This is a genomic window from Flavobacterium sp. 5, from assembly GCF_002813295.1.
Classification (GTDB): Bacteria; Bacteroidota; Bacteroidia; order Flavobacteriales; family Flavobacteriaceae; genus Flavobacterium.
This window is the reverse complement of record NZ_PHUE01000001.1, coordinates 1,400,086-1,419,193: the sequence shown is the minus strand read 5'-3', so window position 1 is coordinate 1,419,193 and position 19,108 is coordinate 1,400,086. Positions and strand designations below refer to the sequence as shown.

General features: G+C 32.8%; 18 protein-coding genes and 2 tRNA genes. 10 read left to right on the top strand and 10 right to left on the bottom strand.

All coding sequences use genetic code 11. The annotated features are described in order from the left end of the window. The 3 genes from CLU82_RS05895 to CLU82_RS05885 form a co-directional block, all read right to left on the bottom strand. Positions 1 to 2,958, bottom strand: a complete 2,958-nt coding sequence (locus tag CLU82_RS05895) for a T9SS type B sorting domain-containing protein (RefSeq protein WP_100842210.1) — start codon at positions 2,956 to 2,958, stop codon at positions 1 to 3. A gap of 105 nt (positions 2,959 to 3,063) precedes the next feature. Further along, positions 3,064 to 3,600 (bottom strand): RNA methyltransferase, encoded by a 537-nt coding sequence (locus CLU82_RS05890; protein WP_100842209.1) that lies wholly within the window; start codon positions 3,598 to 3,600, stop codon positions 3,064 to 3,066. A 75-nt stretch (positions 3,601 to 3,675) separates the two neighbouring features. Then, complete coding sequence (locus CLU82_RS05885) at positions 3,676 to 4,140, bottom strand: DUF1573 domain-containing protein (protein ID WP_100842208.1); 465 nt, start codon at positions 4,138 to 4,140, stop codon at positions 3,676 to 3,678. A 151-nt stretch (positions 4,141 to 4,291) separates the two neighbouring features. On the opposite strand from CLU82_RS05885, the gene mutS reads away from it, so the two are divergent. The 5 genes from mutS (at position 4,292) to CLU82_RS05860 (ending at position 9,065) form a co-directional block, all read left to right on the top strand. Further along, positions 4,292 to 6,898 carry a DNA mismatch repair protein MutS gene (gene mutS, locus CLU82_RS05880; protein ID WP_198520195.1) on the top strand — a complete coding sequence of 869 codons (2,607 nt, stop codon included), beginning with the start codon at positions 4,292 to 4,294 and terminating at the stop codon, positions 6,896 to 6,898. A 146-nt stretch (positions 6,899 to 7,044) separates the two neighbouring features. After that, positions 7,045 to 7,117: transfer RNA gene (locus tag CLU82_RS05875), tRNA-Gly, on the top strand. Positions 7,118 to 7,131: 14 nt separating this feature from the next. Beyond that, positions 7,132 to 7,217, top strand: a tRNA-Leu gene (locus tag CLU82_RS05870). A gap of 113 nt (positions 7,218 to 7,330) precedes the next feature. After that, positions 7,331 to 7,678 (top strand): DUF1508 domain-containing protein, encoded by a 348-nt coding sequence (locus CLU82_RS05865; RefSeq protein ID WP_100842207.1) that lies wholly within the window; start codon positions 7,331 to 7,333, stop codon positions 7,676 to 7,678. A gap of 166 nt (positions 7,679 to 7,844) precedes the next feature. Further along, positions 7,845 to 9,065: an IS4 family transposase gene (locus CLU82_RS05860; RefSeq protein ID WP_100841957.1), complete on the top strand. Its 1,221-nt coding sequence runs from the start codon at positions 7,845 to 7,847 to the stop codon at positions 9,063 to 9,065. Positions 9,066 to 9,181: 116 nt separating this feature from the next. Here the strand turns inward: CLU82_RS05860 and CLU82_RS05855 are convergent, their stop codons facing one another. Next, a complete protein-coding gene (locus CLU82_RS05855; RefSeq protein ID WP_100842206.1) occupies positions 9,182 to 9,397 on the bottom strand; it encodes a hypothetical protein in 216 nt (71 codons plus the stop codon). 230 nt (positions 9,398 to 9,627) lie between these two features. Then, positions 9,628 to 10,872, bottom strand: coding sequence for a 3-deoxy-D-manno-octulosonic acid transferase (locus CLU82_RS05850; protein ID WP_100842205.1), 1,245 nt, complete (start codon positions 10,870 to 10,872; stop codon positions 9,628 to 9,630). Between the two features lie 180 nt (positions 10,873 to 11,052). Between CLU82_RS05850 and CLU82_RS05845 the strand changes: the two genes are divergently transcribed. Genes CLU82_RS05845 through galE form a run of 3 tightly spaced genes read left to right on the top strand, consistent with a single transcriptional unit; the run spans position 11,053 to position 13,658 of the window. Beyond that, positions 11,053 to 12,183, top strand: a complete 1,131-nt coding sequence (locus CLU82_RS05845) for a DegT/DnrJ/EryC1/StrS aminotransferase family protein (protein WP_100842204.1) — start codon at positions 11,053 to 11,055, stop codon at positions 12,181 to 12,183. A gap of 8 nt (positions 12,184 to 12,191) precedes the next feature. Then, positions 12,192 to 12,635, top strand: a complete 444-nt coding sequence (locus CLU82_RS05840; RefSeq protein ID WP_100842203.1) for a nuclear transport factor 2 family protein — start codon at positions 12,192 to 12,194, stop codon at positions 12,633 to 12,635. 9 nt (positions 12,636 to 12,644) lie between these two features. Continuing rightward, entirely contained in the window at positions 12,645 to 13,658 is a 1,014-nt protein-coding gene (gene galE, locus CLU82_RS05835) for a UDP-glucose 4-epimerase GalE (RefSeq protein WP_100842202.1), read from the top strand. Between the two features lie 79 nt (positions 13,659 to 13,737). On the opposite strand, the gene fabD is transcribed toward galE, so the two are convergent. Both fabD and CLU82_RS05825 read right to left on the bottom strand, forming a co-directional pair. Continuing rightward, on the bottom strand, positions 13,738 to 14,610 hold the full coding sequence (gene fabD / locus CLU82_RS05830; RefSeq protein ID WP_100842201.1) for an ACP S-malonyltransferase: 873 nt from the start codon (positions 14,608 to 14,610) through the stop codon (positions 13,738 to 13,740). Between the two features lie 167 nt (positions 14,611 to 14,777). Continuing rightward, positions 14,778 to 15,305 (bottom strand): YceI family protein, encoded by a 528-nt coding sequence (locus CLU82_RS05825; RefSeq protein WP_100842200.1) that lies wholly within the window; start codon positions 15,303 to 15,305, stop codon positions 14,778 to 14,780. Between the two features lie 618 nt (positions 15,306 to 15,923). Between CLU82_RS05825 and CLU82_RS05820 the strand changes: the two genes are divergently transcribed. Together CLU82_RS05820 and CLU82_RS05815 are read left to right on the top strand one after the other, a co-directional pair. Next, positions 15,924 to 17,390: a glycoside hydrolase family 130 protein gene (locus CLU82_RS05820; RefSeq protein WP_100844948.1), complete on the top strand. Its 1,467-nt coding sequence runs from the start codon at positions 15,924 to 15,926 to the stop codon at positions 17,388 to 17,390. 179 nt (positions 17,391 to 17,569) lie between these two features. After that, a complete protein-coding gene (locus tag CLU82_RS05815) occupies positions 17,570 to 18,127 on the top strand; it encodes a sugar O-acetyltransferase (RefSeq protein ID WP_100842199.1) in 558 nt (185 codons plus the stop codon). 3 nt (positions 18,128 to 18,130) lie between these two features. Here CLU82_RS05815 and CLU82_RS05810 read toward each other — a convergent pair whose 3' ends face one another. The 3 genes from CLU82_RS05810 to CLU82_RS05800 are packed head-to-tail and all read right to left on the bottom strand — an operon-like array spanning position 18,131 to position 19,073. Further along, positions 18,131 to 18,355, bottom strand: coding sequence for a (4Fe-4S)-binding protein (locus tag CLU82_RS05810; protein ID WP_100842198.1), 225 nt, complete (start codon positions 18,353 to 18,355; stop codon positions 18,131 to 18,133). Positions 18,356 to 18,357: 2 nt separating this feature from the next. Continuing rightward, a complete protein-coding gene (locus CLU82_RS05805; protein ID WP_100842197.1) occupies positions 18,358 to 18,765 on the bottom strand; it encodes an OsmC family protein in 408 nt (135 codons plus the stop codon). Between the two features lie 23 nt (positions 18,766 to 18,788). Further along, positions 18,789 to 19,073 (bottom strand): GNAT family N-acetyltransferase, encoded by a 285-nt coding sequence (locus CLU82_RS05800; RefSeq protein WP_100842196.1) that lies wholly within the window; start codon positions 19,071 to 19,073, stop codon positions 18,789 to 18,791. Positions 19,074 to 19,108 lie beyond the last annotated feature (35 nt).

The following is a 19,108-nucleotide window of genomic DNA, read 5'->3' as shown; positions in this document are numbered from 1 at the left end:
TTATCTTTTCAAAGAAAAGTGACCTTTGAATTCAGGGCTGTTCTTGTCTAATTTTATAACATACCAATAATCAGTCGCAGGTAATTGTTGTTTATTAAAAGTGCCATCCCAACTATGGTTTGAACTATTAAGTTGGGTGATTAATTTTCCATAACGATCAAAAATAGTTACTTCAGATAACGGATAATTTAATAAGCCTTTTACTTCCCAAAAGTCATTATAGCCATCATTATTTGGAGTGAAATATTTTGGAACAATAATTACTATAAATGGTTTATTGTCCTCACTGCAAAGATTTGTATCTCGAACATAAGCCATGTGTAATCCACTTGATACATTTGTAAATACATTAGAGCTTTGATAGGTAATATTGTCAATTGAGTACTCAAAATAATTTTCGCTTTTTACTAGTTCTATAGTAACAGTTGTTTCGTCTACTAGAATGTTTTTTATTTCAGGAATATTATTTTCGATTACTTCGATTGTTTTTTTATTTGTGCAGCTTTCGGGAACAAGACTTGTTACTAGAACTGTATAAGTTCCTTTTTGTACTACATCTATAGTTTGTGTTATTGCACCTGTTGACCATTTGTAAGTCAGATTAGGAATGCCAGCATCTAAAGTAATGGTTTGTAAAACACACTTCGTAGTAGATTCATTATTTACTATAGGGAGCGGATAAACAATTAAGTCAACAGTACTTTTTGTACTATTGATGCATCCATTATTAACGGCTTCTGCATAATAGGTAGTATTGGTGGAAATATTTGGAGTTGTGTAGGATAATCCAGTTCCTACAATAGATCCTCCATTTTGTGAATACCAATTTATTGATCCTTCGGTGGGGGTGGCTTTTAATGTGAAAACTCCAGGCCCGCAGTTGGTCAAAGTTGTGTTAATACTTGTAATTGTTGGTGTGTTAATTATTTTAGCTTCTACAGCTGTTCTTGTAGAAGTACAGCCCGCCGTAACAGTTTCCGCATAAAAAGGAGTTGTAGAAGTTATATTAGGAGTTGTGAAACTAGTGCCAGCTCCCATGTAGTTACCACCCGTCAAGGCATCATACCAGTTAATGATTCCCATTGTAGCTTTTGCTTGAAGTGTAACTGTTCCAGCATCGCATCTTGATGCGGCTGTATAGTTTGATATACTTGCAATTGTTATAGTTGTACTAGCCGATAGCTGTAAAACAGGATCTCCTGGCGTTCCTCCATATTCTACAATATATCCTTTGGGTTGATAATCTCCGGTTGGATTTCCTGCATCGGCTAAGTCATTCCAAGATCCCGCTACTCCTACTCCCGGGGCAGTAATGTGAGCGTAATCTTCATCGCCTGCTTGATTGGGTTCGCCTGAATTCCAAAAAGCAAAATTTGGTGTTGATCCATTGGCAAGACCATTCCAGAAAATAGTTCCAGCTTCCGGACCAGTTACCCATTTCCAAGTTCCTTCAGTTTCTGAATCGGTTCCGCCTATCCATCCAGCTCCAGGGGCTTGTTTTCCTGCGAGTTGAGATTCATCTGCGGCAGTAATGGTCGCTAGATAACCTTTAAGTCCATAATATGTTTTTAATTCTGCAGCAGCTCTTGCATTAGTCCAAGTTATTCCTAAGTTAGCAACATATTCATAATAATGTTGGTTTCTAGGTAGGTAACTTAGTTGTCCTGTGCCTATACTAATGGAGAAGTTTCGTACGCCACTAGGTGATAGTGATGAACTGTTAAATTGAACGTTTTTTATAGCATTTTCAAAATCACTATAAGGCATTGGATTTCCAGTTATACTGGTTAGAGTTAATTTACCTTCATTAGTATTCCAACTACTTTTAATAGTAGGATGTGATAATGCATTGTTAAGACTTAGTAAATCCTCTCCTTTTACATATCCAGAGGAAATTTGAACGCTAACAGTTGTAGATCCTAAATTATCTGGATCTGTAATTTCAACATCGGTTACTATGTTGATGCTAGTCATAGGACAGTATGATTGGTTACCTGTAGCGGTTATTGAAGGAGCTGTATTAGTAATTAAAGTACAGTTACTTTCAGAAAAAATAGCTGAAGCATCTTTTTTATCAACCCATTTTGTATTAGAATATGTGGCATCATCAACTAGGATACAAGTAAGTTTTGGGTTGCTTAAAAAGGAGATAGTGTTAAAATTTGAATTATTACCATTCTTTATATTTAAATAACTCAACTGATTTGAAGCGCAGGAAAAATTCCATAAATCCTTGTTTTTACTGGTATCAAGAGAGGTTAGTTGATTAGAAGAGCAATCAAAATACTTCAATTTCATTTGATTATTTATATCTAATGAGGTTAATTGATTTGAAAAACAATACAAAGCCTCTAGTTCTGTGTTTACACTTATATCTAATGTAGTTAATTTATTTGAATCACAAGATAAAGACCATAATGCTGTATTTTCACTAATATCTAATGATGTTAATCTATTTGAAGAACAGCCCAAGTACCATAATTTCTTTTGATTAGCAATATCTAATGATGTTAATTGATTTGAAGAACAAATCAAATCTGTTAATTCTGTGTTTTCACTTAAATTTAATGCCGCTAATCGATTGGACTCACAATGAAGTGTAAACAATACTGTGTTGTTACTTGTATCTAATGATGTTAATTGATTTAAATCACAATATAGTATTCTTAAGGATGTATTTTCACTAATATTTAACGATACTAATTGATTTGATGTACAATGTAAGATTTTCAAAGCAACAAAATCCTGAATTCCAGCTAAATTAGTGATGTTTTTGCCAGAAACATCCAAGCTAGTTAATCCACTTACACTAGCTGTTAATACCTTACCATCAGTGACGCCACTATCAATACCTAAATCGATTAATGCTTTTTCAAAATTTAGATCTGGGATTGCAGTATATTGTGCGAATCCAAGAAAATTGGATAGTAGTAAAAAAAATAAAATCGATTTTTTCATAGCAACGTAAAATTTTCATAACTATTTTATAAAAAAAATAGAGTACTGCAAAATAAACATTGTAAATTAGTTTTATGTAGAAAAAAACGATAATTTTTGCAAAAGTTATAAATTAAGCTTAATTTTTTTAAATAAATCCCAAACCACAATTCCTGCGCTTACTGAAATATTCAAAGAATGTTTGGTTCCTAATTGGGGTATTTCTATGCAACCATCACATAAAGCTACTGCTTCTTGCGCTACTCCATATACTTCATTTCCAAATATTAAAGCATATTTTTGATTTTTAGTTACTTTGAAATCTTGAAGAAAAACAGCGCTTTCGACTTGTTCAATAGCGAGAGTAACAATTTTTTCTTTTTTTAGATTTGAAATTACTTCTAATACACTTTCGTGGTGTTCCCAAGTTACAGTTTCGGTTGCACCTAATGCGGTTTTGTGAATTTCTTTATTAGGTGGAGTTGCTGTAATACCACACAGAATTATTTTTTCAATCAAAAAAGCATCTGCAGTCCTAAAAACAGATCCAATATTGTGCAAACTGCGAATGTCATCCAAAACTAAAATTAAAGGAGTTTTTTCTGATTTTTTAAAATCATCAATTGATTTTCTTTCTAGTTCGCTGTTCTCAAGTTTTCTCATTGTGGGAATAATGTTTTATAAAAAAGGCTTCCTAAAATCAGGAAGCCTTTTTTTATATTTTGTAAAAAAAAAATATTAGCTTTTTGTTGCAGCTGGTGCAGCATCTGGCAAAACAGTACCTTTAATTGTAAGTGTTTTAGTTGGTTGTCCTTCAGCATTTGAAGTTACAGTAACAGTTTTTGTAAATGGACCAACTCTGTCTGTTGCGTATCTTACTCCAATAACTCCTTTTGCTCCTGGAGCAATTGGTTCTTTTGGTGTAGTTGGTACAGTACATCCACAAGATCCTTGTGTATTTGTGATAATTAATGGTTTGTTACCATTGTTAGTAAATACAAACTGACGGTTTGGCTCAGCGTTGTGAGCTATAGTTCCATAATCAATCGTTTCGTTTTCAAAAACCATTCCTGCACCTTCTACTTTTGGTAAAGCAGCAACTGTAGTTGTTTTTGCTTTTTTGCTCTTTTTAGAGGTTTCTTGAGCATTAGAAAACGTTGTTCCTAAAACGGTTAGCATAGCTAATAAAAATATTTTTCTCATAGTTTTTTTAAATTACTTCACAAATTTATACAAATTAACAAAATAGAGCTCTAAAATTTTCTTAAAAGTAATTTAATTTTTTTCATTTTAGTTTTTTGCGGTATAAAATTATAAATTCGCTGAGTTTTTTATTCATTCAAATATAACAATTTTGGCAGCAAAAGATAAGATAGTTAAAGAGACTCCATTAATGAAGCAGTACAACGAAATCAAAAGGAAATATCCTGATGCTTGTTTGCTATTCCGTGTTGGGGATTTTTATGAAACTTTTGGAGAAGATGCAATTCGGGCTTCAAAGATTTTAGGGATTACATTAACTAAAAGAGGAGCAGGCTCCGAGACAGAGACAGCTCTTGCTGGTTTTCCACATCATTCTATCAATACGTATTTGCCAAAATTAGTTAAAGCTGGGCTTCGTGTTGCTATTTGCGATCAATTGGAAGATCCAAAAATGACTAAAACGATTGTAAAACGTGGGGTGACTGAACTTGTTACACCAGGAGTTTCTATGAATGATGAGGTTTTGCATTCTAAAACAAATAATTTTCTTGCCGCCATTTATTTTGATAAAAAAACAATAGGAATTTCCTTTTTAGATGTTTCTACGGGTGAGTTTCTAACGGCTCAGGGAAATGCTGAGTATATTGATAAACTGCTTCAAAATTTCAATCCAAGTGAAGTGTTGGTGCCAAAAAATAATAAAAGCGAATTCCGTGAAACTTTCGGAGAAGATTTTCATAATTTCTATTTAGAAGACTGGATTTTCAAAGAAGATTATGCTGTTGAAACTTTAACAAAGCATTTTCAAACTGTCTCTTTAAAAGGATTTGGAATCGAAGAGTTGAGAGAAGGAATAATCGCTTCGGGTGCAATTTTATATTATTTATCGGAAACACAACACAATCGAGTGCAGCATATTACAGCTATTCAACGTATTGCTGAGGATGCTTATGTTTGGATGGATCGATTTACGATTCGAAATTTAGAATTGTATCATAGTTATAATCCTAATGCTGTTACATTATTAGATGTAATTGATAAAACGCTTTCGCCAATGGGTGGGCGTTTGTTGAAACGATGGTTGGCATTGCCATTAAAAGATGCTAATAAAATAAAAAGCCGTCATCAAGTGGTTTCTTATTTAAAAGAAAATCAAGACATTTTAAAAAATATTCAGAATCAAATCAAACAAATTTCAGATTTGGAGCGTTTGATTTCCAAAATTGCAACAGGGAAAGTTTCTCCACGTGAAGTTGTATATCTGAAAGATTCATTAGATGCTATTATTCCAATTAAGACATTGGCTTTGTCTAGTCCACAAGAAGCTGTTAAAGTAATTGGTGATAGTTTGCATAGTTGTGATTTATTACGTGAAAAAATACTATTAACTTTAAATCAGGATGCTCCTGTAGCAATTTCAAAAGGTAATGCTATTGCAAAAGGTATAAATGACGAATTAGATGATTTGCGTGCGATTTCAACTTCTGGAAAACAGTTTTTGGAAGGAATCGAAAAAAGAGAATCAGAACGCACTGGTATTTCATCTTTGAAAATATCATTCAATAATGTTTTTGGATATTATATAGAAGTTCGAAATACACATAAAGATAAGGTTCCAACGGAATGGATTAGAAAGCAAACATTGGTAAATGCTGAACGATACATTACCGAAGAACTAAAAGAATATGAAACTAAAATTCTTGGTGCTGAAGAGAAAATTCAAAAAATTGAAAGTGATTTATTTGAACAATTAGTGAGTTGGGTGGCAACTTATATCAAGCCGGTTCAAATGAATGCAAATTTGGTTGCACAATTGGATTGTTTGTGTTGTTTTACCCAATTGGCAATCGAGAACAAATATGTTTGTCCGGAAATTGATGAAACTTTTGAACTTGAAATAAAAGAAGGAAGGCATCCTGTAATTGAAAAACAATTGCCAGTGGGAGTTCCTTATATAACCAATGATGTTTTCTTGGATAGAGAGACTCAGCAATTGATTATGATTACGGGTCCGAATATGTCTGGAAAGTCGGCTATTTTACGTCAAACAGCTTTGATTGTACTCTTAGCTCAAATGGGGAGTTTTGTTCCTGCTGAAAGCGTAAGAATGGGAATTGTAGATAAAATATTTACCAGAGTAGGAGCTTCAGATAATATTTCGATGGGTGAATCTACTTTTATGGTCGAAATGAATGAAACGGCTTCTATCTTGAATAATATATCCGATCGTAGTTTAGTTCTGTTAGATGAAATTGGAAGAGGAACGAGTACCTATGACGGAATTTCCATTGCCTGGGCTATTGCCGAGTTTTTACATGAACATCCATCTAAAGCAAAGACATTATTTGCAACGCATTACCATGAATTAAATGAAATGACTGAGTCGATGTCTCGTATTCAGAATTACAATGTTTCTGTGAAAGAATTAAAAGACACTGTGCTTTTTATTAGAAAATTGGTAAAAGGAGGGAGTGCACATAGTTTTGGAATCCATGTTGCTAAAATGGCGGGAATGCCGCAACTTGTAATTTCAAGAGCTCAAAAGATGCTTAAAAAATTAGAGAAAAATCATTCAAGTGAGGTTTTAAATGGCGTGAAGTCTGTCAATGATGAAATACAGATGAGTTTCTTTAATTTAGATGATCCATTACTGGAGGAGATTAAAGAAGAGATTGTTAATCTGGATATAAATGCGATTACTCCTGTTGAAGCCTTAATGAAACTCAATGAAATTAAAAGAATGTTGACAAGGAAATAATTTTTTCAGATTTAAAGTTATCGTTGTCAGAACGTTAAATTTTATCTTTGTTTTTTTTCAAAAAAATTCTTGTGTAATTGAATAAAAGTTCTAAATTTGCAACCGCAATATGAAACAAATATTGCGGTTCTTTTAAGAATTGAAATGCGAAAATAGCTCAGTTGGTAGAGCGCGACCTTGCCAAGGTCGAGGTCGCGGGTTCGAGCCCCGTTTTTCGCTCAAAACCATATAATGCTCGGATGGTGAAATTGGTAGACACGCTGGACTTAAAATCCAGTGAACAGCAATGTTCGTGCGGGTTCAAGTCCCGCTCTGAGTACAAGAAAGCTTCAAACAATGTTTGGAGCTTTTTTTATTGATATATGTTGGCTATTTTTTGGGTGTTAGTGGTTTGTCTGCTGTTTTAATCGATAATCTAAATTCTAAAATCAAATGGGGGCTTTTGTAATTAGTAAAAGATTCGATAATCAATATAAATTTGTATTTACTTCAAGAAAAGGGAAAGTGATTTTCACGAGTATGAAGTATGAACTTAAATTTGAATCTGAAGAAGCGATTGAGTATTTTAAAAGTAATATTAGCTTGGCGACTTTTGAGAAGTATAGATCGGCAGGTGGAAAATATTTTTTTAAGTTGTTGTTGGATGGAGCGCCTTTTGCTTTAAGTAGAAAATATACAACAGAATTAAGGGTTCAGAAGGGAATTGATGAAATTGTCAAGTATGCTTCAATTTCTGAAATTTTAGATTTTTCAGATAATGACTTAATTTTTTTGGATTGATTTTTTAAAATGATAAAAGAGTAAAAAAAATACCATCTCGTAAGAGGTAGTCATGGTCGGAAGAAAATCTTCCGACTTTTTTTGTTTTTAATTATTTATTTAACGAGATTTTTCTTGTTTATAGTATTGATTTTACGTATATTTATTACTGGTAAATCAGTAATCTATGGCAAATTTTAAAGACCACAAAGTATCCGTTAAAGAGTTATTAGGCTTCATTCCAGAGGCTCTCTTATCCCATCTTTCCACCAGTACTAAAGTAGATCATTATTCAAAAGTTCTTCATGGCAAAAAAGTATTTTATCTGCTTTTATATTCTATAATGGATAACGAAAAGCTCAGCCAACGAACATTGGAAGACACCTTTAACTATTCAGGTTTTAAATCTATATTTAACTTGGATGAATCAGAAACTATCCGAAGAAGTTCAATTTCAGAGAGACTCTCGAAGATTGATGCGAGTTATTTCAAAGAAATTTTTGAATGTATGTATGATCGTTTTTCTGAGAGTTACAATCAGTTAGAAAGAGGCAAGTATAATTTAATTCGGGTAGATAGTACCATTGTTGCAGAAGCTGCTGGAAAACTCAAAGAAGGTATTGATCAAAAAAGCGGTAAAAAACTTATAAAATATAGTGTTTCCTTTGACGGAATTCTTCCTTCTGGTGTTGAGATATTTAATGCTCAAAGATATTCAGCAGAAGATAATGCTCTTCCCGAAGCTATTTTAAATCAAGTAAAAAAAGATACTGAACATAGCAATATTTACATTATCGACAGAGGTATTCAATCCACCCGAACTATGAAAGACTTTGATAAAAAGAATATCAAATTTGTTATCAGGTCTAAGGAAAACCGAAAACATCAAGAAATACGGTCTTTGATTCTGGAAAATCAGGATTTAGATATTGGAGAAAATATCTTAATTCAAGACAGTATTGTCAACCTTTACACAGGTGTTCCAATAAAAAACAAGCGAGGGAACACACATCATCGCCAAGAAAAAGTCGATAATCAATTCAGGCTAGTGGTTGTGAAAAACAAACAAAATCCCGAAAAAGTTTTTTGGTTTATTACTAATGATTTTCAACTTACTGCTAAAGAAGTTGCTGATTATTACAGGAAAAGATGGGATATTGAAGTTTTTTTTAGATTTATCAAACAAGAACTCAATTTTAGTCATCTTGTTTCACTCAGCAAAAATGGAATAGAAGTAATGGTTTATATGACTTTAATTGTAGCAATGCTTATCCTTATATATAAAAAAGCAAATAATATTGGTTATAAAACCGCTAAAAGAAGATTTGTTTTGGAACTTAGAGAACTTATTACTGCAATAATGATAACGTTGGCAGGTGGAGATCCTTCAAAAGTCTTTAAAACATAAGTGGCCGGAATTTCTTCCGACCACTACTACGTAAGAGGTGGTATTTTTTTTGTAAAATTATTCCATAAAAAAAGCTGCATTTAATGCAGCTTATTTTTTTCTAGTGTAATTTAAAATTACTTAGCAGCTGGAGCTTCAGCAGCTGGAGCAGCAGGTGCAGCAGCAGTAGTATCAGCAACAACAGCAGTAGTGTCAGCAACTACAGCAGTAGTGTCAGCAGCAACAGCAGTAGTGTCAGCAGCTACAGTTTCTTCTGCAGGAGCATCAGCTTTTTTACATGATACAACAGTTAATACAGCAACAACAGCTAAACTTAAAAATACTTTTTTCATCTTAATTTAATATAAAGGTTAATTATTAATTCGTGGCAAAGATATAAAATTTTTAATATGTAAAATATTTTTTCATTTATTTTTTTAAAATAATTTTCTATCAGGACGTTAGCTTTTTTATTTGTCAAATAAAAAATAAGTAAAAAATTATAATTTTTAAAAGATTCTCACATTTCATAAGGTTTTGTGATTCTTTTTTAAATTGATTTTTAGCACAATTAAAATGTAATTTACGAACTTTTTTTGTGAGTAATTTGTGCTAAAATATAGTCTGTAGCTCCCTTGTTTTTTTGTACAAATTCGCTGCAAATTTTTCCTTTTTGATGTCTTATTTCTGTATTTTGTATTAGGATTGAAAAAGCACTTTCTAGTTCTTTGAGGTTTTTTATAGAGAGACAGCCTTTGCTGTTTACCAGTTTTGTTGCTTCATCAAAATGAGAAAAATTTGGGCCAATTACTATCGGAATTCCAAAAGTAGCAGGTTCTAAAAGGTTGTGTACGCCTGGATTTCCAAAACCACCGCCCACATAAGCGATGTCTCCATAGCTGTATATTTTTGTCAATATGCCAATAGTGTCAATAATAAAGACTTTGTATTGTGATAAATCTTTGTTCTCTTTTTCTGAAAATAAAACTGTTTCTTTAGTAAAGCTGTTTTGTAATTGTTGAATTTGTTCAGGTTTAATGTTGTGTGGAGCAATAATAAATTTTACTTCCTGTGGGTTTGAGTTGATGTAATCTACCAGTAGTGTTTCATCTTTAGGCCAGGAACTTCCTATTACAATTGTTGTTTTGTTGTTTTTAAATTCTGAAATAAAATCTAGAGTATTGTCTTTTTCTAGTATTGTAACAACTCTGTCAAATCTTGTATCTCCGGAAACGGTTACGTTAGTTTTGCCTAATTGTTTTATTAATTTTTCAGAGTTCTCATTTTGAACAAAAAAGTGTGTAAAAGTGTTCAGAGCTTTTCTGTAAAAGCCACCATACCATTTGAAAAATAATTGTTTTTCTCTAAAAATTCCCGAAATTAAGTAAGTTGGAATATTTTGTTTTTGAAGTTGATCAAGATAGTTGATCCAGAATTCATATTTGATAAAGAAAACTAGTTCTGGGTGCACCAGTTTTAAAAATTGTTTTGCGTTTTTTGGTGTGTCTAATGGAAGATAAACAGTTACGTCTGCAACAGTATTGTTTTTGCGTACTTCATATCCGGATGGTGAAAAAAAGGTTATGATGATTTTGTGGTTTGGGTATTTTTCTTTGATTTTTTCAATTACAGGCAACCCTTGTTCATATTCGCCTAATGAAGCAGCATGAAACCAGATAGTTTGGTCTTTTGAATCTATTTTTTGCATTAAAATTGTAAAGACATCTTTTCTTCCGTCTACAAAAAGTTTCATTTTTGGACTAAAAAGAGCAATGATTTTTACTAAAAATTGAGTAATTTGTATGATTAAATTGTAAAGAAAATGCATCTGTGATTTTTTTGTAAAAATACATTTTCTTTGTGTTATTTTGATTGCTTTAAACTCATTAAATAACTATTTTTGTGCTGCTTGTTTAAGAGGTACTGAATTGTGATAAAATTTGGTATTGAAGCAGGTTTACTTCTATTAATTGTTCCTGTTAAGAGATAGGATGCTAAAAAAGAATACATGAAAAAAATACAAATGGTTGACTTAAAAAGTCAATACGATAAAATTGCAGCTACTGTAAATGCTTCGATTCAAGAAGTTTTGGATACCAATACTTATATTAATGGACCGCAAGTTCACCAATTTCAAAAAGACCTTGAAACATACCTGGATGTTAAGCATGTAATTCCATGTGCAAATGGAACAGATGCTTTGCAAATTGCAATGATGGGATTAGATTTGAAGCCAGGTGATGAGGTGATTACTGCCGATTTTACTTTTGCAGCTACGGTTGAAGTTATTGCTTTGTTACAATTGACACCTGTTTTAGTAGATGTTGATGTGGCAAATATGAATATTTCTATTGAAGCGATTAGAAAAGCGATTACACCAAAAACTAAAGCGATTGTCCCAGTACATCTATTTGGACGTGCTGCGAATATGGAGGAGATTATGACAATTGCCAAAGAACATAACCTTTATGTAATTGAAGATAATGCCCAAGCGATCGGTGCTAACTATACATTTGCTGACGGAACTAAAAAGAAAGCTGGGGTTATTGGTCATGTGAGTTCGACTTCTTTTTTTCCTTCTAAAAATTTAGGATGTTACGGTGATGGTGGGGCTATTTTCACAAATGATGATGCTTTGGCTCACAAAATTAGAGGTATTGTAAATCACGGAATGTACGAACGTTATCATCATGATGTTGTTGGTGTTAATTCTAGATTAGACAGTATTCAAGCGGGTGTTTTGAATGCTAAATTACCTTTCTTGAATGAATACAATGCAGCACGTCGTTTAGCTGCGTCAAAATATAATTCAGCTTTTGAAGGTAACAAAAACATTGTTACTCCAGAATTTGATTTAAATGGAGATGACCACGTTTTTCATCAATATGTATTGAGAATTATTGATGCCGATAGAGATGCGTTGATGCAACATTTGTTAAACAAAGGAATTCCTTGTGCTATTTATTATCCGATTCCATTGCATTCGCAAAAAGCGTATTTGGATTCTCGTTACAAAGAAGAAGATTTTCCAATAACAAATCAATTGGTGAAAGAAGTTATTGCTTTGCCAATGCATACTGAATTGGATGATGAACAAATTATGTTCATAACGGATAGTATTATTGAGTTTTTGAAATAATAAATTTTATGAAATATTTCTTTCTGATAGTTGCGGTAGTTTTATTTCAGTTTTCAGGGTTAGCTCAGAATAATTTTTTATCTAAAGAAAAAATGGCTGTTGCTGCTCGCGTCGAGACTTTGCGTCAAGCCATGATTGATGCCGATGGAAATAAACTGAAAGAATTAACTTCTGAGGGTTTAAGCTATGGGCATTCTAGTGGTAATATTCAAAATAAAGCTGTTTTTATTGAAAAAATTGTGAGTGGAGAATCTGATTTTGTTAGTATTGAATTTCAAGATCAAACTATTGAAGTTATCGGAGATGTTGCAATTGTTCGTCATAATTTAGCTGCTCATACTAAAGATGGTGGAGTAGATAAGGATATTAAAATTGGTATTATGCTCATTTGGGAAAAGCAAAAAAATAAATGGCTGCTTATTGCTAGACAAGCTTATAAATTACCATCATAAAAATTTAAAATGAAAATACTTGTAACAGGAGGTTTAGGATTTATTGGTTCACATACTGTTGTAGAATTACAAAATCAAGGTTTTGAAGTCATTATTATTGATAATCTTTCGAATTCTTCGATAGAAGTTTTGGATGGAATTGCAGCTATTACAGGAGTTAATACTGCATTCGAAAATATAGATTTGCGTGAAAAACAAAAAGTGCAAGATTTTTTTAAAAGGAATAAGGATGTTTCTGGCGTAATTCATTTTGCGGCTTCTAAAGCTGTGGGAGAAAGTGTTGAAAATCCATTGTTGTATTATGAGAATAACATTAATACTTTGATTTATTTGCTCCAAGAATTGCAAGAACAACCGAAGGCTAATTTTATTTTTAGTTCTTCTTGTACTGTTTACGGTCAGGCCGAGGAAATGCCAATTAATGAAGATGCCTCTGTCCAGGCAGCAATGTCTCCTTATGGAAATACAAAACAAATAGGAGAAGAAATTATAATAGACACAGCTAGAGTAACTTCTATAAATGCTATTTTGCTGCGTTATTTTAATCCAATAGGAGCACATCCATCTGTAGAGATTGGGGAATTACCTTTGGGAGTTCCTCAGAATTTAGTTCCATTTATTACACAAACTGGTTTTGGTTTAAGAAAAGAACTGTCTGTTTTCGGGGATGATTATCCTACATTAGATGGAACAGCAGTACGTGATTATATTCATGTAGTCGATTTGGCAAAAGCTCACGTAATTGCTTTGCAGCGTTTATTGAATAAAGAAAATTTAGATAAAGTAGAAACGTTTAATTTAGGAACAGGAACAGGAAGTTCAGTTCTGGAAGTGATTCAGGCTTTTGAAAAAGTGAGTGGGCAAAAACTACCTTATAAAATTGTAGGTCGTAGAGAAGGAGATATTACTTCGGCTTATGCCAATACAGATAAAGCAAATACTATTTTGGGCTGGAAAGCACAATTGACATTAGTAGAAGCTATGGAAAGTGCCTGGAAATGGGAACAGAAAATTCGTTCTTAAGAGATTATATATTAAATCAAAAAATCCCCAATTAGTAATTTAATTGGGGATTTTTTGATTTAATATATCTTGGTATTAATTAAGCATTCGCGGTAGCAGCCTCTTTATCAATTTTTCCAATTAATCCAGCTAATACTTTTCCTGGACCTACTTCAGTAAACAAAGTAGCACCATCGGCGATCATTTGCTGTACTGATTGCGTCCATTTTACAGGAGCTGTCAATTGGATAATTAAGTTTTTCTTGATTTCATTTGCATCTGATACTGCAGAAGCAGTTACGTTTTGATATACTGGGCAACTAGGAGTAGAAAAAGTAGTGGCTTCAATAGCTGCAGCCAATTCTTCTCTTGCAGGTTCCATCATTGGTGAGTGAAATGCTCCTCCAACAGGTAATAGTAGCGCACGTTTTGCACCAGCAGCTTTCATTGCTTCACAAGCCTTCTCAACTGCTGAAAATTCTCCCGAAATCACCAATTGTCCTGGACAGTTGTAATTAGCAGCTACAACAACTCCATCAATAGAAGCACAAACTTCTTCGACGATATTATCAGCTAATCCTAAAACTGCTGCCATAGTAGACGGGGTAATTTCGCAAGCTTTTTGCATTGCCAAAGCACGTTGCGAAACTAATTTTAATCCATCTTCAAAAGACAAAACACCATTGGCAACCAATGCTGAAAATTCACCTAAAGAATGCCCCGCAACCATTTCTGGTTTGAAATCTTCTAAAGTTTTAGCCAAGATAACAGAGTGTAAAAAGACAGCTGGCTGAGTAACTTTGGTCTCTTTTAATTCTTCGGCTGTGCCTTCAAACATAATGTCTGTAATGCGGAAACCCAAAATATCATTCGCTTTTTCGAATAATTCCTTTGCTAATGTTGAGTTTTCATATAAGTCCTTACCCATTCCTGTGAATTGTGCTCCTTGACCTGGAAATACGTATGCTTTCATATTTTAAATTTAATGATTGAATGATTTAATAATTAAATCGGGATGCAAAAATAGTATATTTTTAGGATTTATAATGAAAGATAAAAGCGTTATATAACAAAACCTCCCTGCTTGCTAATAAAGTAGGGAGGTTTGTATTGATGTTAAATCAGTTTTTGAGAAATGAATTATAATTTTATCAATTGTAATTCAATATTCAGACGAACATCTTCGCCTATTAAAACACCACCAGTTTCCAATGCAGCATTATAGTTTAACCCCCAATCTTTACGGTTTATTTTTCCAGAAATGTTTAATCCCGCTTTGGTATTTCCCCAAGGGTCTTTCATTAATCCGCTGAATTCAGCAGGAAGTTTTACTGATTTTGTAACACCTTTTAAGCTTAAATCACCAGTCAATTCATAGTCATCTCCATCTTTAATAAAAGAAGTTGCTTTGAAAGTCAATTTAGGATGAGTTTCTGCATCAAAGAAATCACCACTTTTTAAGTGATTATCTCTGTCAGTATTGTTGGTGTCAATAGAGCTTATGTCTGCCGAGAATTCAATATTTGCGTTTTCGAAGTTATCATCTTCTGTACTGATTGTTGCATCGTAAGTTCCAAATTTTCCTGAAACGTTAGTGAACATCATGTGTTTTACTTTAAATCCAATTTCTGTGTGTGTTGGGTCAATTGCCCATTTTGTTGTAGACATAATTTTATTTTTTATTGTTTAATAATTTATTTGTTTCATTTTGATAAGACAAATTTACGGCAGTAATATAGATGAGGCACTTAACCTAGATTAAGAAATAAAAAGCCAAATATTAAGAATTTAATATCTGATTTTTAATTAGTTGTATTAATTCAGGTGTTTTAATAATACGATAGGTTTAATTAACTTTTTCTTATATTGAGTATTTATTGTTTTATAGGTTACAAGTAATTAATATCCTGTACGTTTAGTGTTATGAAATCCTTTTTTTGTATATTAATCATATATTAGGATTAATATGAATTTGTTTGTAATTAGTTAAAAGGTAATTTCTTATTTTTTTTATTTTGTATATTTGGAATAAGCTTTCTGAATAGTATTAAGAATTTTCTCTTTCGTTTTTTAGAATTTTTTCAAATTTTCATGTAAATTAGAGGGAGTATTATTAATTGAAACTGGAGATAAGGCTAGAACTTCCAATTATTTTTTTATTCTATAGGTTTTCTTATTACAGAAAACCGATTTTTTTTGTAATCGGGTAGTATTTAATAAAAAGATAGTCTTTTAACTCTACTCAAAATATGTTTACTTGTTGTGGTATAATAAAAAATGCAAATTATGAAAGTATCTGTTACACGAAAAAGCATAAAATTTTTGCCCGATTCTAGTAGAGTTGTTGCTCGATATTTTATGAATGGAGAGCTACGAACTAAAGAATTGATTAGTCGCATATTGGTGATGAGTGATTTGGAGGTGAAGAATGTTTTGGAGCAAATAAACAGGGAATTTGCCAGGAGGCATAGAAATTTGTCAGCCATATTTCATAGACATTATGAATGTGTCCTGCCTATAATTGCAGAAATGAAAATCAATGAAGATGAGTTGTCAGAGGAAAGAAAATGGCTTATAGGTTCTTATTTAACTATGGAATATTCCATAGAATCGGCAGCTTTTTTTAACCCTTCTATTATAGAAGATTTCGATCAATCGGGTTTAGAAAAAGGTGAAAAACGAATTATTATCTCGTTTCGGGCAACGGGTGAGGGGCATGTTTCATCAATAGTATTCAGAAGAGGTATTATTGATAAAGATAATAATCTCAGGATTATGCGAAGTGGAGATAGCATTGAAAAAGCGGAAGTTTTGCATAAAATGATGTTTAATAAAAAAAGAATTTTGTCCAAATTAGCAGAGATGCATACAATGGATATTTATTCTACTTTACTGAATGATTTGCCAGATGAATTTGAATATTCAGTATTTAAAGGTTTGCTGACTGCAGAGTTAGAAAGCCCGAATATTAGCAAAGAGAAACAAGAAGCTTTTGAAGAAGTGCTTTGGTTGATGAATTCTTTTTATGATATACAATTCAAACATGATTCTGATATTTCTGAGCGTGTTATATTTCCAATATCCGATACAGAGAGCCGTGGAATTGAAGATGCTCGTTTTGTTCGATTTGTTGACGATGATGGTTCAGAGACTGTTATGGGGACTTATACTGCATATAACGGACACTCGATTCTTTCGAAAGTGATCACCACCGAGGATTTTTATACCTTTCGTGTAATGCCTATGCACGGAGAGGAGTCGCAAAGTAAAGGAATGGCTTTGTTTCCAAAAAAAATAAATGGAAAGTATGTCATGTTGGGCAGAATTGATGGTGTTAATAATTATCTGATGTATTCATTACGATTGAACCAGTGGAAAAACCCACAAATTATACAGAGACCTGTGTATCCGTGGGAATTTACCCAAATTGGAAATTGCGGGTCTCCTTTATGGACAGAAAAAGGCTGGCTTGTTATCACGCATGGTGTTGGAGCGATGAGGAGATATTGTATAGGCGCATCTTTATTGGACTTGGATGATCCTTCCATAGAAATTGGGAGACTTCCAGAACCTTTATTGACACCGTTGGAAGATGAGAGAGAAGGCTATGTTCCTAATGTTGTATATTCTTGTGGTTCTATAATTCATAATAATAACCTCATTTTGCCATATGCGGTATCCGATTATTCTTCGACTTATGCTGTAGTTGATATGGAAGAATTACTCGAAGCGTTACTGGAGAGTAAAAAATAAGTATATAATGAGCGTTGTAGATTTTAGTTTTTGATTATCTGATTGTTTTTATAGAATTTTAAAATGCTTAATAAACAATTATTAACTTGCATTTGTTTTATAAAGTTGCAGATAATATTAGATATATAAACCAACTCAACACTGTTTCATAACTTCCTAAAAAATATAATTTTTTTAAAATGACCGAAAAAGAAAAAATGCTTTTGGGCGAAATCTACTTTGCTAATGATAAACAGCTTGCAGAAGAACGTACCAGAGCTAAAAAATTACTACATAAATTGAATGTTACCGAATATTTGATGAATGGAAGATCGCGAGCAATTCTTCGGGAGTTAATGCCTAATTCTCATAAACGCTTGTACATAGAGCCTCCGTTTCATTGTGATTATGGGTATAATATCCACTCGGGCGAGAATGTTTACTTTAATGTCAATTGTGTCGTTTTAGATACGATGAAAGTGACTATTGGGAATAATGTTTTCTTTGCGCCCGGAGTTCATATCTACACTGCAACTCATCCATTAAATGCTCTTGAAAGAAGAACAGTCGAGAGTTCGAAGCCTGTTTCTATTGGAGATGATTGCTGGATTGGTGGTAACTCTGTAATTTGTCCAGGAGTTACTATTGGTGCAGGTTGTGTAATAGGAGCAGGTTCGGTAGTGACCAAAGATATCCCAGAAAATTCTTTAGCCGTTGGAAATCCTGCCAAAGTTATTCGGAAATTAAATTTAGAATAGAACCTATTTGTTAAGGTAAAAACTCAATGCTCCTGACGGACATTTGTTGACAGTATCTATAATTTTTTCTGAAGTTGAGTTTTCTGGTAAAATCCAAGGTTTCTCTTTTGGATGAAAAACATCTGGATTATTTTTAACACACATAGCAGAATGAATGCATTTTCCAGATTGCCATACAATAGTCACTTCGCCATTGGTGTATTCTTTTTTGATATCTTTTGAATCCATGATTAAATAGTGGTATTGATTAGTATTTTGTTTTTTAATATTTTAGAAATCGGACATTTTTCGGCAATAATTAGCAATCTGTTTTTGGTGTCTTCATCTATGGTTGCTGGAAAACTAATAGAACGACTAATAGTTGTTGTCAATTCTGGATCATTTTCTTGAGATATATTTAAAGAAATATTAATCTCTGGAATATCCCAGCCTTTCCTGTCAATATACATTCGCAATGTAGATAAAGTACAACCTGCCAATGAAGCCAAAAGTGTCGAAAAAGGATCTGGACCCAAATCATTTCCACCCACGCTTTCAGGTTCATCCATTAGCAATTTTCCATTGCGCCATGAAATGGTACACAAGTACTTTTGTGTACCTATTGTTCCTGTAATATCATTCTCTAAAAGATTTTCCATAAGATATATTTCTTTAATGAAGATTATAAAACGTCTCTGAATTCTGGAGTTTTATCGAATACTTTTTTAGCAAAAGGACAAAGGGGAATTATTTTTATGTCTTTTTCGCGAGCAAATTCTACTGCTTTGGCTACCATTTTTTTACCGAACCCTTTTCCGTTATTGCCTTCGTTTACTTCTGTATGATCTATGATGATTTTATTTGGACCAGCAAAGACAAAAGTCATTTTTGCTTCTGTTTTACCATTAACATCTATATGGAAAAAACCGTTTTTATCGTTTACGTCTAATTGTACTTCTTCGTTCATTTTTTTTATTTTAAAGAGTTTCTAAGATTCTAAGT